The following is a 13,695-nucleotide window of genomic DNA, read 5'->3' as shown; positions in this document are numbered from 1 at the left end:
CGGGCCGCCAGGGTCAAGGAACCCTGCGGGCCCCTGGACAACACCTTGACCTCGACCAGGTTTGCCGTGGTGATCAACTTGGCCGCGATGGCTGCGGGGGGCCGCCCTGAAATTCGACCAGCAGTCGCCCGCGGGGCGGCGACACGCCGGCAGCTGAGCCGCCGGCCGGTCGCTGGTGGTCGAATTCCAGGGTTGAGGTGGCGCGGGATCAGGCGTCGACGGGGCGGAGTCGGGCGATCAGTTCGCCCCGGCTGCGGACTCCGGTCTTGCCGAAGACGGACTTGAGATGATCTTGGACCGTGTGGGTGGAGATGAAGAGCCGGTCGGCGATCTCGGCGGTCGAGTGGCCGGCCAGCACCTCCCGGCAGATCTGGCGCTCGCGCGCCGAGAGTCCGTACGCGGCCAACAGCAGGACGACGAGCCGGTCGCCGGCGGTGGGCTCGATGGTGATCGCGATCTGTCCCCCGGTGCCACCGATCAACGGGCTCGCCTCGAGCTGCGCCCAGCGGCCACGCGCATCCCGCAGCCGGCCGCGGCAGCTGCCCGAGGCCGAGGAGCGGGCGCCGGCGGCGAGGACCCGCATCATCACCAGGAACCGGCCCGGGGTGAACTCCTCGACCCCGTCCCGCCAGTCGCGCGCCGCCGCGGTCATGCCGCGGAGCTCGCCGCCGTCGTCGATCACCACGATGGCGGGCCGTCCGGTGCCGGACCGGGCCGCCTCCGCGCGCACCGCCAGCCGGGTCGCGGCGCCGACGGCGGGCGCGACCGCGGCCAGGAACTCGGTCTCGCGGAGGCCGAAGTCCGGCCCGGCCCGGACCAGCCCGGCGGCGCCCCACCAGGCGCCGGCGTCGGGGAACAGCACCCGGAGCTCCCGATCCAGACCGAGCGGGCGCCAGATGTCGTGCAGCCGGCGGCTGCGGGCGAGCTCTCGCTCCGGCAGGTCGGACAGCCGGGCGATCGACTGGCTCCGCCGGGCCAGCGCGGCGAACGCGTGCGGCTCGGCCGGCGCATACTCCGCTTCGGCCAGCCGCGGCTCGTAGGCCGGATCGATCCGCGCCGCCCCGCTGATCATCGCGGTGATCATCAACGACTCCGGATCGAGGGTGGCCCAGCAACTCAACTCGGTCGGAACGGACCGCTCGACCAGCGCGATCGCGGCGGCGTGAAGTTCCCCGACCCCGGCCCCGTCGACGGCCAGCGCCGTGATCTCTCGCCGAGCTCGGTCGGCCCGGTCCTCCCACACGCCTTCAGTATGCGCGCGGCGGAGACGTTCCGAACCCCCCGATTTCTGGGATTCCCGGCCGATTCCCGGCGGCCTAACGTCGCTGCCATGACCCATCGAGTACGACACCGCGGCGCCGGCGAGGGCACGGAGCTGAAGGCCCCGGACGCGGTGCTCACGATCAAGATCGACTCCGCCGACACGGACGGCGGCTACGAGGTGTTCGAGGTGGACGCCCCACGCGGCCCGGCCACCCCGCCGCACCAGACCGGCTGGGCCAAGGCCTACTACCTGCTGCACGGCCGGATGATCGTCCAGGTCGACGATCAGGCGGTCGACCTGGCGCCCGGTTCCGCGATCACCATCCCGCCGGACGCCTGGCACACGTTCACCGTGCTCAGCCCGTCGGCCGGCTTCCTGGTGATCAGCCAGACCGCTGCGATGAGCCGCTTCCACACCGACCTCGCCGCCGCGGTGCCGGGCGACGTACCGGTCACCGACCTCGGGCCGGAGCTCGCCGCGGTCCTGGCCCGGCACCGGGTCCGGCTGGCTCCGACCCCGGAGTCCGGCGGAGGCGGATCACCGTGCTGACCATCATCGCCTGGGTCTTCGCGTTGATCAGCGCCGCGATCTACCTGGTCGCGTTCGTCTGGGAGACCATCCTGTTCCGCCGACCCGGCGTGCACCAAGGTGTCTTCGCCGTGCCGGCCGGCGACGTCGAACCGGTCCGGCTGTGGTCGTTCTGCGTCGGCTTCTACAACCTGTTCATCGGCCTCGGCGCCATCCTCGGCGTGATCTTGTGGGCCGCCGGCCGGGAACCGGAAGGCCGCACCCTGGTGATCTACAGCTGCCTGTTCATGCTCGGCTGCGGCATCGTCCTCTTCATCGCCGACCGGCTGGCCCTGAGCCGCCCCAAGGGCAGCGGCATCTCCGGCGCCATCTCCTGCTGCGTACCCACCACCATCGCCACCCTCACCGCCCTCCTCGCCTGACCCCACTGGTCACTCTGGCCTCAGGTGAAGGTTGGGTCAGGCGGCGTACAGACCGAAGTCGACGGCCAACTCCTCGAAGATCAACCGATTGAAGCCGAAGGCGGCCCGGGCCTCGTCGATCATGATCGCCCGATCGGCCGCGTCCCAGGCCGCTTGATCGAGCAGCGACCGGTAGTGCCGGCGGAATTCGGCCGGGTTGCGCAGCGGCCCGGCATAGAGGCCGCCGAAGTCGTAGAAGGCGAGCCCGGCCCGATCGCCGTGCAGCCGGCGCATCACCGAGGCGATCACCTGACCGCCTGAGACGTCACCCAGATAGCGGGTGTAGTGGTGCGCCACGAACCGCGCCGCCGAATCGGCGCTGCCGATCCGTTCGGCGTACGCCAGCGTAGGCGGGAGCGCCCGGACCGCGTCGGGCCAACCCGGCCCGATCAGCAGGTCGAGGTCCGCCCGCAGCGCGGGCAACCGCTCCAGGCCGTCGATCACGAAGGCCCCGGCAACCGGGTCGTCCCGCCACCGGTCCGCGGCGCGCTCCAGCGCGGTGTAGATGAACAGATTCTGGCCGGCCAGCGCAGTCAGCGCGTCCACCGTGAGCCGGCCACCGAGCAGTGCCGCGACAAACGGCGCCCCCTCGGCCCGATCGTGCTGCTCCGCGGTCGCCCGCCGGAGCATGATCGAAAACGGTTCGGCATCCTGTCCGGCCACCCCAACCCCCTCCAACCCACCTTTGCTAAGCCTAACCTAAAAACCCTCCCCAATTCCGCCGACCCGTCACTTGTGCACGCACTTTTGCGGCGTGTCGGTGCAGAAGTGACGGGTCGGCAAGAGTTCGGAACAAGGTGGATCGTCAACCAGGTCGTCGGGCGCGCCCGCGCAGAGGTACGGCTGGAGCCGGAACGGGCAGGACCGTGTCGCCGCGCATCGAGACGTCACTTCTGCACCGACACGCCGCAGAAACGCGTGCATGAGTGACGGGTCGGCGGGTTAGACGAGGAGGCCGGGGTCGGAGACGGTGACCTGGCCGGAGAGGATCTCTTCGGCGTAGTGGCAGGCGACGCGGCGGCCGGGATGGGAGTCGAGGCGGCGCAGTTCGGGCACCTCGGTGTCGCAGCGCTCCGGCTGTCGGAACGGGCAGCGGGTGTGGAACCGGCAGCCGGCCGGCGGGTTGGCCGGGCTGGGCAGGTCGCCGCGGAGCAGGATCCGTTCCCGGCGGTCCTCGACCTCCGGGTCCGGGATCGGGATCGCCGACATCAACGCGATCGTGTACGGATGCAACGGAGTCGCGTAGAGATCGTCGCTGTCGGCCTCCTCGACCAGCCGGCCGAGGTACATCACGCCGATCACGTCGGCGATGTGCCGCACCACGGCAAGATCATGAGCGACCACGACGTAGCTGAGCCCGAGCAGATCCTGCAGCCGCTCCAGCAGGTTGATCACCTGCGCCTGGACCGACACGTCCAGGGCACTGACCGGCTCGTCGGCGATCACCAGGTCGGGGTTCAAGATCATCGCCCGGGCGATGCCGATCCGCTGCCGCTGCCCACCCGAGAACTCGTACGGATACTTGGCCAGCGCCGAGCCGGGCAGGCCCACGACTTCCAGCATCGACTCGGCCTTGGCCAAGTGACCGGCCGGCCGGTCCGGCCCGAACTCCGCCCGGTCGCCCTCGGCCAGGCCGTGGGTCCGCAACGGCTCCAGCAGCAGGCTGCGCACCGACTGCCGCGGATCGAGGCTGCCCAACGGATCCTGGAACACCATCTGCATCCGCCGCCGGGTCCGGCGCAGCTGCTCGGCCTTGAGCGAGCCGAGGTCGATCCCGTCGAAGATCACCTGGCCCGCGGTGGCCCGTTCCAGCCGGAGCAGGGCCCGGCCCAGGGTGGACTTGCCGCAGCCGGACTCCCCCACCAGACCGTAGGTCTCGCCGCGTTGCAACGTCAGGTCGACGCCGTCGACCGCGCGGACGTGGCCGACGGTGCGGTCCAGCACGATGCCCTGCTTGATCGGGAAGTGCACCTTGAGATCGTTGACCTGCAACAACGGCTGTTGGTCAGTCATGATCATCCCCCTCGCGTCCCGGGTCGGCGCTGTCGACCGGATGGACGCAGCGCACCGGATGATCGGGACGCACCGAGTCGATCAGCTGCAGGTCGGGCCGGACGCACTCCTCGTCGGCGTAGCGGCAGCGCGGAGCGAAGGCGCAGGCCTTCGACCAGGCGACGACGTCCCGCGGTGTCCCCGGGATCGGACGCAGCGGTTCCCCACGCGGCGCGTCCAGCCGGGGAATCGAGGACAGCAGCCCCTCGGTGTAGCGGTGCTGGGGATGAGCGAACAGCTCCCGCCGGCCGGCGGTCTCCACCACCTTGCCGGAATACATCACGTTGACCGAGTCGCACAGCCCGGCGACCACCCCGAGGTCGTGGGTGATCATGATCATCGCGGTGCCGAGATCGTGCACCAGCTCGCCCAGTAGCTCCAGCACCTGGGCCTGGATCGTCACGTCCAGCGCCGTGGTCGGCTCGTCGCAGATCAGCAGTTTCGGCTTGCAGGCCAGGGCGATCGCGATCAGGGCGCGTTGCCGCATCCCGCCGGACAGCTGGTGCGGATATTCCCGCAGCCGGCGGCCGGGGTCGGGGATGCCGCAGCGGCGGAGCAGGTCCTCGGCCTCGTCCCGGGCCGCGGCCTTGGTGATGTCCTGGTGCCGGCGCAGCACCTCTGTCACCTGCAGGCCGATCGGCAGCACCGGGTTGAGCGAGCTCATCGGATCCTGGAAGACCATCGCCAGCTCGCGGCCCCGCAACGACGACAGCTCACCGTCGGACCGGCCGATCAGGTCCCGACCGCGATAGCGGGCCGCGCCGGTGATCAGTGCGGAGCGGCGCGGCAGCAGGCCCATGATCGCCATCGAGGTGACCGACTTGCCGCTGCCGGACTCCCCCACGATGCCGACGATCTCGCCCGGCCGGACCGCGAACGAGACTCCGTCCACCGCCACGAACGGGTCCCGGCCGCGGCGCTTGAACCGGACACTCAGGTTGTCCACCTCGAGCAGGGTGTCTCCTGAGCCCGCCGAAGGGTTCTCGTCGGCGGGCAGCGGTCGGTCCGCGTCCACCAGCAGCAGGGGTTGATCGAGTTCGCCGGTCATGATCACCTCCGCGACTTCGGATCGAGGGCTTCGCGCATGGCCTCACCGAACAGCGTGAAGCCCAGGGCGGTGACCGCGATGCAGGCGCCGGGCAGCAGGGTCAGGTGCGGATCGCTCTGCAACCGGTCCTGTGCCTTGACCAGCATCCGGCCCCACTCGGCGATGGCCGGGTCGGGTGAGCCGAGCCCGAGATAGGACAGGCCGGCGACCTCGATGATCGCGGTGGCCAGCGTCAGGGTGGCCTGCACGATCACCGGCCCGATCGAGTTCGGCAGCACGTGCCCGACGACGATCGTGCTCCGGCGCAGGCCGAGCGACTCCGAGGCCAGCACATAGTCGGAGTGCCGCTGGGTCAGCATCGAGCCGCGCAGCAGCCGGGCGAAGATCGGCACCTGCGCCGCCCCGATGGCGATCATGATCGCGGTCGGTGACTGGCCGATCGCCGCGGCGACGCTGACCGCCAGCAGCAGCGACGGGACCGAGAGCAGGATGTCGACCACCCGCATCAGCACCGTGTCGACCCAGCCGCCGAAGGCGCCGGCGACGCCGCCGAGCAGCACGCCGCCGATCAGGCCGAGCGTGGTCGACACGACGCCGATGATCAACGACTGCCGGGCGCCGTACAACAGCTGGGTGAGCAGGTCGGAGCCGAACGGGTCGAGGCCGAGCAGATGGCCCGGCGACGGCCCCGGCACGTCCGACGGAGTGACCTGCGAGATCCATTCGCTGGACGACACCCGGTACGGCGCGATCACCGGCGCCAGGATCGCCACCAGCACGAACGCGGCGACGATGATCGTCCCGACGATGGCGCCCGGATTGCGGATCATCCGCTGGAACGCCCCGCGCCACAGGCTGGTGCCGCGGTCGCTGTCGTCCACCCCGATCAGGTCGGTCAGAGCGGTCGGCCGATCGGCCAGCGGGTCGACGGTCGTCATCTCACTCCTCCCTTCGCACGGGGGCTCGTGGCATCGGTGATCATGAGGTGCGCAGCCGGGGATCGATGACGCCGTAGAGCAGATCGACGACCAGATTGACCAGGGCGTACGTGATCGCGATGAACAGGATGAACCCCTGCAACACGGCATAGTCCAGCCCGCTGATCGCATCGAACAGATAGGACCCGATGCCGTTGAACGCGAACACCGACTCGGTCAGCACCGCCCCGGCGAGCAAGGCTCCGGTCTGCAACCCGATCGTGGTCACCACGGGCAGCATCGCGTTGCGCAACACGTGCCGCCGGGTGATCATCGCGGCGGCCAGGCCCTTGGCGGTCGCGGTCCGGACGTAGTCCTCGCCGAGCACCTCCAGCACCGACGCCCGGGTCATCCGGACGATGATCGCGAGCGGGATCGAGCTCAGCGCCAGGCCGGGCAGGATCAGGTGCACCAGCGCGTCCAGCGAGGCGTCGAACTCCCGCGTCAGCAAGCCGTCCAGCACATAGAAGTTGGTGACGTGGGTGGCGTCGATCCGCGCATCCTGCCGCCCCGATGCCGGCAGGAACGCCAGCTCGCCCAGCGGGCCGGGCAGCCCGACCGCGAAGACGATCTTGAGCAGATAGGCCAGCACGAACACCGGGATCACCACGCCCAGCAGCGAGCCGCCGACGGTGATCAGATCGAGGAAGCCGCCGGCCCGCTTGGCCGCGAAGTAGCCGAGCGGGATCCCGATCACCAGCGCGAAGATCAACGCCATCACGGCCAGCTCGATCGTCGCCGGGAACCGTTCCAGGAACGTGGCCAGCACCGGCTGACCGGTCCGGGACGACGACCCGAAGTCGCCCTGCAGCAGCCGGCCGACGTACGTCACGTACTGCTCCAGCGGCGGCTTGTTGAAGCCGTACACCTCGTTCAGCCGGGCGATCGACTCCGGCGTCGCCTTGTCGCCGAGCAGTGCCCGGGCCGGGTCGCCGGGCAGAGCGCGCAGCCAGATGAACAGCAGCACGCTCAGCCCGAACAACACCGGCACCAGCAACATCAGCCGGCGAACCGCGAACCTCACCATGGGTCAGCCCGCGGTCAGGGCTTGACCGTGACCGTGTTCCAGACCTCGTCCTGCACCGGGCTGGGCACGTAGCCCTCGACCCCCGGTCCGAACGCCAGCGTGGGAGCCGGGTGGGCGATCGGCACGCCCGGTGCGTAGTCGGCGATCATCGCGTTGATCTTCTCGTAGGCCGGCTTCTGCTCCTCCACCGTCGGCAGCTCGCGCGCCGCCTTCAGCGCCGCGAACAGCTCCGGGTTGTCGAAGCCCCACTCGTTGGACTTGGCCGCGAAGAAGACGCCGAGGAAGTTGTCCGGGTCGTCGTAGTCGCCGTTCCAGCCGAGCAGATGGATGTCGCGCTTGTCGGTGCCGCTCTCCCCCTGGGCCATGTCGAGGTAGTCCGGGGTCCACTTGGCCGCCACCGGCGTGATCTTGATCCCGACGGCCTCGAGCTGGGTCTTGATCACCTGATAGGTGTCCTCCGGCGTCGGCATGTACGGCCGCGAGACCCCGGTCGGGTAGGCGAACTTGAGCGTCAGGTTCTCCTGCCCGGCCTCCTTCAGCAGCGCCTTGGCCTTCTCCGGGTCGTACGGATACTCCGTGACGCTGTCGTTGTAGCCGTTGACCATGTCCGGAATGAATTCCTTGGCCGGCTTCGAGCCCTCGGGCAGCGAGTTGTTCACCACGGCCTGCCGGTCGATCGCGTGCGTCAGCGCCTGCCGCACCTTGGGATCCTGTAGCGCCTCGTTCTTCTGGTTGAACGCCAGGTAGAGGATGTTGAACGGCGGCCGCTTGAGCAGCTGCATGCCCTTCTCCTCCAGCGGCTTCAGGTCCGCCGGCGATACGAGGTCGTAGCCGTCGATGCTGCCGGCCTCCAGCTCCTGCGACCGGGCCTTCGGGTCACTGATCGTCCGGATCACGACCCGGGAGACCTTGGCCTTCTCGCCCCAGTAGTCGTCGAACCGCTTGAACGTGACCTGCTGGCCGCGCTCCCAGGTGTCGAACACGAACGGGCCGGTGCCGACCGGGTGCGCCGTGGCGTACTCGGAGAAGCGCGGGTCGTCCGCGGTGCCGGTGGTGTTGTCCGCGTCGTGGTCTTTCATCGCGGTCGGGCTCTGCATCGCGAAGGCGGACAGCGTCATCGCCTGGACGAAGCCGGCGAACGGGGCGTTCAGCTTGATCGTCGCGGTCGCCGGGTCGGGCGCCTCGCAGCTCTCGTAGATGCTGCCGGTCTTGCCGGTCTTGAAGCCCTTGAACAGCTTGTTGTAGTAGTACGTGATGTTCTCGTTCTGATTCAGCCCGGTCCAGTTGTACCAACGATCGAAGTTGGCGCAGACCGCCTCGGCGTTGAAGTCGGTCCCGTCGTGGAACTTGACCCCGGTGCGCAGTTTGAAGGTGTAGGTCTTGCCGTCGGCCGACGGCTCCCAGCTGTCGGCCAGCGACGGCTGCAGCTCGACCGTGCCGGGCTTGGTCGCGACGAGCCCCTCGAACATCTGCCGGGCCACGCGGAACGTCTCGCCGTCACTGGCCATCGCCACGTCCAGCATGATCGGGTCGGACGAGGCGGCGAAGACGAAGGTGTCCTTGGTCTCCGCGCCGCCTTGCGAAGGTGCGACGGTGCCCGGGTCGCGCTGGCTCGGGGCGCACGCCGCGAGGGAGCCGGCGAGGGCGAGCGCGGCGATGACCGCAACTCCGCGCCGGAGCGATCTCGTGAACCGCATAGTGAGTACCTCGATTTCGGTGTGAGGGGTCTCGATCGGGCGGAACATTACCGGAGAGTAGCTACCGGCGCCGAGATACCGAACGGTCCGTTGCCGGAGTGCAACCTCGACCCCCGCATTCCGCCGACTTGTCAGAACTGAGTTGCCCTATGACACAACTCAGTTCTGACAAGTCGGCGGGAGAGGGGGCTATTTGTCGCCGTGCGGGAAGAGGCAGATCTTGCCGGCCTGGCCCTGGTCGGCCAGTTGGTACGCGGTCTCGGCGTCGGCCAGGCCGAACCGGTGGGTGATCGTCTTCTCCGGCCGGATTCCCCACCTGACCAGGTGCTCCAGCAGGTCCTGGAGGTGCCGCAGCGAAGTCACCCAGGAGCCGTACAGGGTGATCTGCTTGTGGATCAGCAGCGGCGAGACCTCCAGGCTCAGGCTCGATCCCTCGCCGACGAACGCGCAGCGGCCCCAGGTGCCGAGCCGCTCGATCGCGGTGTGCCGGCCCGCGGGGCTGCCGGAGCAGTCGATCGCGGCGCTGAACCCGGCGCCGGTCAGCGCGTCGAGCTCGGCGGTCTGGTCCACGGTCAGCGCCTCGTCGACGACGCCCAGGTCGCGGGCCAGTGCGACGCGCTCGGCGGTGACGTCGACGCCGACCACCGGCCCGGCGCCGATCGCCTTGGCCAGCATCCCGGCGGCCAGTCCGACCGGCCCGAGGCCGGTGATCAGCAGCCGGTCGAGGCCGGACAGATCGAGCCGGAGCAGCCCCTCGTAGGCGGTGCCGAAGCCGCAGGACGCGAGCGCGCCGTCGGCATAGCTGAGCTCGTCCGGCAGCGGGATGCAGGTGTCGGCCTCGGCCAGCAGGTACGGCGCGTGGCCACCGTCGCGCTGCCAGCCGTACGCGGCACGGGCGGTCGAGGTGCAGCCGATGTAGTAGCCGTGCCGGCACTCGGCGCACTGGCCGCAGCCGGAGATGTGGTAGCAGGCCACCCGATCGCCCACCGACCGCTCGGTGACGCCCTCGCCGACCGCGACCACCCGGCCGGCGGGCTCGTGGCCGGCGATCACGCCCTGGTAGGCCTCGGCGCCGTGGCCGAGATGCTCCCGGTAGATGGCCCGGATGTCGCTGCCGCAGATCGACGAGGCGTGCACCTCGATCAGCACCTGGCCCGGGCCGGGTCGCGGCACTGGCACCTCGGCCCGGTCGATCCGGCTGCCGCCGGGGAGGGTGATGCCGGTCATCGTCGTCGGTAGCTCAGTGGTCACGAGAACTCAGCGTAGGACCCCGGGGCCGAGCCGGGCCCGACCCGCTTAGGCTTCCTCCGATGAACGGATCAGCGGTCGACGCCTTCGACGGGTGGCGGGAGGCACGTCGGCTGATCGACTTCGGCCGCGCGGCCCTCGCCGACGTCGGTTTCGGCCGGCTGGACCGTGCCGGCCGGCTGGGACCCGAGCCGGGCTCGGATCTGGTGATCACCGCGCGGATGACGTACTGCTTCAGCGTCGGGGCCCTGCTCGACTGGCCCGACTGCGCCGGCCCGGCCGCCCACGGCGTGGCCGCGCTGGCCGGGCCGTTCCATGATCACGAGTACGGCGGTTTCTTCCGCACCGTGCCGCCGACGGGTCCGGGAGAACGCAAGGAGGCCTATCAACACGGCTTCGTGGTGCTGGCCGCGGCGACGGCGGCCGCAGCCGGGATTCCCGGCGCCGGACCGCTGCTGGACCAGGCCCTGATGATCATGGAGCGGCGGTTCTGGTCCGAACGGGACCGGGCCTTGATCGAGGGCTGGGACCGCCCGTTTTGCACGGCCGAGCCGTACTGGGGCGCCAACGCGAACATGCACGGCGTCGAGGCCATGATCGCCGCATCGGTGCAGACCGGGGATCCGCTCTGGCGGGACCGGGCGCTGGCCGTCGCCGACACGTTCGTCAACCGGCAGGCGCGGGCCGCCGGCTGGCTGCTGCCGGAGCACTACGGGCCCGACTGGCGGGTGGACCGCGACTATCACGCCGATCGGCCGGCGGACGAGTTCCGGCCGTACGGGGTGACCGTCGGGCACCTGTTGGAGTGGAGCCGGCTGTTGTTGGAACTCGGCAGCAGCTTCCCCGACCCGCCGGGTTGGCTGGCCGAGGCATCCCGGCAGTTGTACGACACCGCCTTCGACCGGGGCTGGCAGGTCGACGGCGCTCCCGGCTTCGTCTACACGATCGACTGGGACGGCGAACCGGTGGTGCACACCCGGCCGCATTGGGTCGTCGCCGAGGCCATCGCCGCGACGGCGACCTGGCGCGCGGTCGCCCCGGAGCCGATCTTCGACGAGCGGCTGACCCTGGTGATCGACTACACGGAACGGCACCTGATCGATCATGATCAAGGCAGCTGGCACCACGAGCTGGACCGGGACAACCGGCCGTCGACGATCATGTGGGACGGCAAGCCGGATCTCTACCACGCACTGCAGGCGAGCCTGCTGACCGAGCTGCCGATCGGGCCGAGCCTGGTGGCCCGGCTGCGCGCGGCGGCGCGACCGAAGGAGGCCTGAAGCCATGGAGCCGTTGACGCTGACCGAGCTGGTGCAGCGGATCGACCGGCTGGCCGCCGGCCGGGAGCGGGTGCTGATCGGGCTGGCCGGGCCGCCCGGGTCGGGCAAGTCGACCCTGTCGGCCGCGCTGAACAACCGGCTCGGCGACCGGGCCGCACTGCTCGGCATGGACGGCTTCCACCTGGGGCAACGCGAGTTGGAGCGACTCGGCCGGGCCGACCGGAAGGGAGCCCCGGACACGTTCGACGCGGGCGGCTATCTGGCCCTGCTGCAGCGGGTCCGCGGCCGTACCGACGTTGATCATTTCGTGCCGGTCTTCGACCGCCAGCTGGAAGAGCCGATCGCCGCCAACGCCTGCGTCCGGGCCGGCGTCCCGATCGTGATCACCGAGGGCAACTACCTGCTACTGGACGATCCGGCCTGGCACGAGGTCGCCGGCCAGCTGGACGAGTGCTGGTTCCTCGAACCGGACGACACCCTGCGGCTGGACCGACTCACCCGGCGTCATGTCGATCATGGCCGGACCCCAGAGGCGGCGGCCGAATGGGTGGCCCGGGTGGACGAGTCCAACACCAAATTGATCATGGCCGGCGCCACCCGCGCCACCCTCCGCCTCCCCACCTGGAGCGACTGACACCCGCGTCGGTCTCTTGGGTCGGCAAGCGCTGGCGTGGGGTTCGTCTTGGGACGCAGGTGAGCGGGGGGATTTCGTTCCCTGAGCCTGTCGAAGGGCAGGCCGGACCGCGCCCGGTTCTCTCCCCTGGGGTTTCGGCCTGACGGCCGGGAAGGGTCACACTCGATGAACCCGGAGCAACACCCAGCGGCGGATCCGGCGCCCGGCCACGAAACCGTCCGACCGCGACCCCGCCCGCACTTTGCCGCGTCTTTCCCGGCGTCAGGCCGCAACCGGACGTACGGGCTCGGGATCGCCTGCCGTTCGACAGACTCAGGCAACGCGAGCGGTGGATTCAGAGGAGGACGAGGGCGTCGCGGTGGACGACGGTGCGGTCGTAGCCGGGACCGCGTTCGGCGGCCAGGTCGGCGGTGTTGCGGCCGAGCAGGGCGGGCAACTCCTCGGAGTCGTAGTTGACCAGGCCGCGGCCGATCACCGAACCGTCCGGTGCGACCAGGTCGACCGGTTCGCCGACGCTGAAGGCGCCGTTGATCCCGGTCACCCCGGCCGGTAGCAGCGACGCCTTGCGTTCGGTGACGGCCCGCACCGCGCCGGCGTCCAAGATCAACTCGCCGCGGGCGGCGCTGGCGTGCTTCAGCCAGAGCAGCCGGGTCGGCCGACGCTTCCCGGTGGCGTGGAACAGGGTGCCGACGCTGTCCCCGGCCATCGCCTCGGCGGCCCGGTCGGCGCTGGTCAAAACCGTCGGAATCCCTGCCGAGGTGGCGATCCGGGCCGCCTCGACCTTGGTGATCATGCCGCCGGTGCCGATCCGGCTGCCGCGGGCCGAGATGTCGACGCCGGCAAGATCATCGTCGGAGCGGACCTGATCGATCCGCTGCGCCCCCGGCCGGTGCGGGTTGGACGTGTAGAGCGCGTCGATGTCACTGAGCAGGATCAGCGCGTCGGCATGCACCAGGTGCGCGACCAGGGCGGCCAGCCGGTCGTTGTCGCCGAATCTGATCTCATGAGTGGCGACGGTGTCGTTCTCGTTGACGATCGGCACGATGCCGAGCTCGAGCAGCCGCCCCAGAGTGCGATAGGCATTGTGATAGTTGCCGCGCCGGGTCACGTCGCCGACGGTGAGCAACACCTGCCCGACCCCAAGATCATGATCGGCGAACATCGTCGTGTAGTGCCCCATCAGCAGCCCCTGGCCGACCGAGGCCGCCGCCTGCTGAGTGGCCAGGTCCCGCGGCCGGGTCTTCAGTGCCAGCGGCGCCAGGCCGGCGGCGATCGCGCCGGAGGAGACCAGCACGACCTCGCGCCCACCGAGCCGCACGGCGGCCAGCCGGTCGACCAGCGCCCGGACCCGCTCCGGATCGATCCCACCGATCGCCGTGGTCAGCGACGACGACCCCACCTTCACCACAACCCGCCGAGCCTCCGCCACCTCAACCCGCCGACCCGTCACCAATGCACGCGTTTCGTCGGCGTGTCGGT

The 13,695-nt window shown here is 70.2% G+C and carries 13 protein-coding genes; 4 read left to right on the top strand and 9 right to left on the bottom strand.

Translation table 11 applies throughout. The features are described from left to right. Positions 1-208: 208 nt before the first annotated feature. On the bottom strand, positions 209-1,243 hold the full coding sequence (locus FNH24_RS07885) for a helix-turn-helix transcriptional regulator (protein WP_152361618.1): 1,035 nt from the start codon (positions 1,241-1,243) through the stop codon (positions 209-211). An 87-nt stretch (positions 1,244-1,330) separates the two neighbouring features. Here FNH24_RS07885 and FNH24_RS07880 point away from each other — a divergent pair, with 87 nt between their 5' ends. Next, positions 1,331-1,813 carry a cupin domain-containing protein gene (locus tag FNH24_RS07880; RefSeq protein ID WP_152361617.1) on the top strand — a complete coding sequence of 161 codons (483 nt, stop codon included), beginning with the start codon at positions 1,331-1,333 and terminating at the stop codon, positions 1,811-1,813. Next, a complete protein-coding gene (locus FNH24_RS07875; RefSeq protein WP_217428100.1) occupies positions 1,807-2,214 on the top strand; it encodes a DUF1304 family protein in 408 nt (135 codons plus the stop codon). The genes FNH24_RS07880 and FNH24_RS07875 overlap by 7 nt, the downstream gene beginning before the upstream one ends. Before the next feature lie 36 nt (positions 2,215-2,250). Here the strand turns inward: FNH24_RS07875 and FNH24_RS07870 are convergent, their stop codons facing one another. The 7 genes from FNH24_RS07870 to FNH24_RS07840 form a co-directional block, all read right to left on the bottom strand. Beyond that, positions 2,251-2,916, bottom strand: a complete 666-nt coding sequence (locus FNH24_RS07870) for a biliverdin-producing heme oxygenase (RefSeq protein WP_152361616.1) — start codon at positions 2,914-2,916, stop codon at positions 2,251-2,253. A 279-nt stretch (positions 2,917-3,195) separates the two neighbouring features. Continuing rightward, positions 3,196-4,266, bottom strand: a complete 1,071-nt coding sequence (locus tag FNH24_RS07865) for an ABC transporter ATP-binding protein (protein WP_152361615.1) — start codon at positions 4,264-4,266, stop codon at positions 3,196-3,198. Further along, positions 4,259-5,353 carry an ABC transporter ATP-binding protein gene (locus FNH24_RS07860; RefSeq protein WP_152361614.1) on the bottom strand — a complete coding sequence of 365 codons (1,095 nt, stop codon included), beginning with the start codon at positions 5,351-5,353 and terminating at the stop codon, positions 4,259-4,261. Before FNH24_RS07860 ends, FNH24_RS07865 begins: the two co-directional genes overlap by 8 nt. Before the next feature lie 2 nt (positions 5,354-5,355). Continuing rightward, positions 5,356-6,291 carry an ABC transporter permease gene (locus tag FNH24_RS07855; RefSeq protein ID WP_152361613.1) on the bottom strand — a complete coding sequence of 312 codons (936 nt, stop codon included), beginning with the start codon at positions 6,289-6,291 and terminating at the stop codon, positions 5,356-5,358. Positions 6,292-6,331: 40 nt separating this feature from the next. Next, on the bottom strand, positions 6,332-7,357 hold the full coding sequence (locus tag FNH24_RS07850) for an ABC transporter permease (RefSeq protein WP_152361612.1): 1,026 nt from the start codon (positions 7,355-7,357) through the stop codon (positions 6,332-6,334). A 14-nt stretch (positions 7,358-7,371) separates the two neighbouring features. Beyond that, a complete protein-coding gene (locus FNH24_RS07845) occupies positions 7,372-9,054 on the bottom strand; it encodes an ABC transporter substrate-binding protein (protein ID WP_152361611.1) in 1,683 nt (560 codons plus the stop codon). A gap of 189 nt (positions 9,055-9,243) precedes the next feature. After that, positions 9,244-10,305: a zinc-dependent alcohol dehydrogenase family protein gene (locus tag FNH24_RS07840; RefSeq protein WP_246186803.1), complete on the bottom strand. Its 1,062-nt coding sequence runs from the start codon at positions 10,303-10,305 to the stop codon at positions 9,244-9,246. Between the two features lie 59 nt (positions 10,306-10,364). On the opposite strand from FNH24_RS07840, the gene FNH24_RS07835 reads away from it, so the two are divergent. Beyond that, entirely contained in the window at positions 10,365-11,582 is a 1,218-nt protein-coding gene (locus FNH24_RS07835; RefSeq protein WP_152361610.1) for an AGE family epimerase/isomerase, read from the top strand. Between the two features lie 4 nt (positions 11,583-11,586). Beyond that, positions 11,587-12,216 carry a nucleoside/nucleotide kinase family protein gene (locus FNH24_RS07830; RefSeq protein WP_152361609.1) on the top strand — a complete coding sequence of 210 codons (630 nt, stop codon included), beginning with the start codon at positions 11,587-11,589 and terminating at the stop codon, positions 12,214-12,216. A 334-nt stretch (positions 12,217-12,550) separates the two neighbouring features. On the opposite strand, the gene proB is transcribed toward FNH24_RS07830, so the two are convergent. Continuing rightward, entirely contained in the window at positions 12,551-13,624 is a 1,074-nt protein-coding gene (gene proB / locus FNH24_RS07825) for a glutamate 5-kinase (RefSeq protein WP_246186802.1), read from the bottom strand. Positions 13,625-13,695 lie beyond the last annotated feature (71 nt).

The sequence above is a fragment of the Microlunatus speluncae genome, from assembly GCF_009299835.1.
Taxonomy (GTDB): Bacteria; Actinomycetota; Actinomycetes; order Propionibacteriales; family Propionibacteriaceae; genus Microlunatus; species Microlunatus speluncae.
The sequence above is the reverse complement of the archived record's forward strand: the minus strand, read 5'-3'. Positions and strand labels throughout refer to the sequence as shown.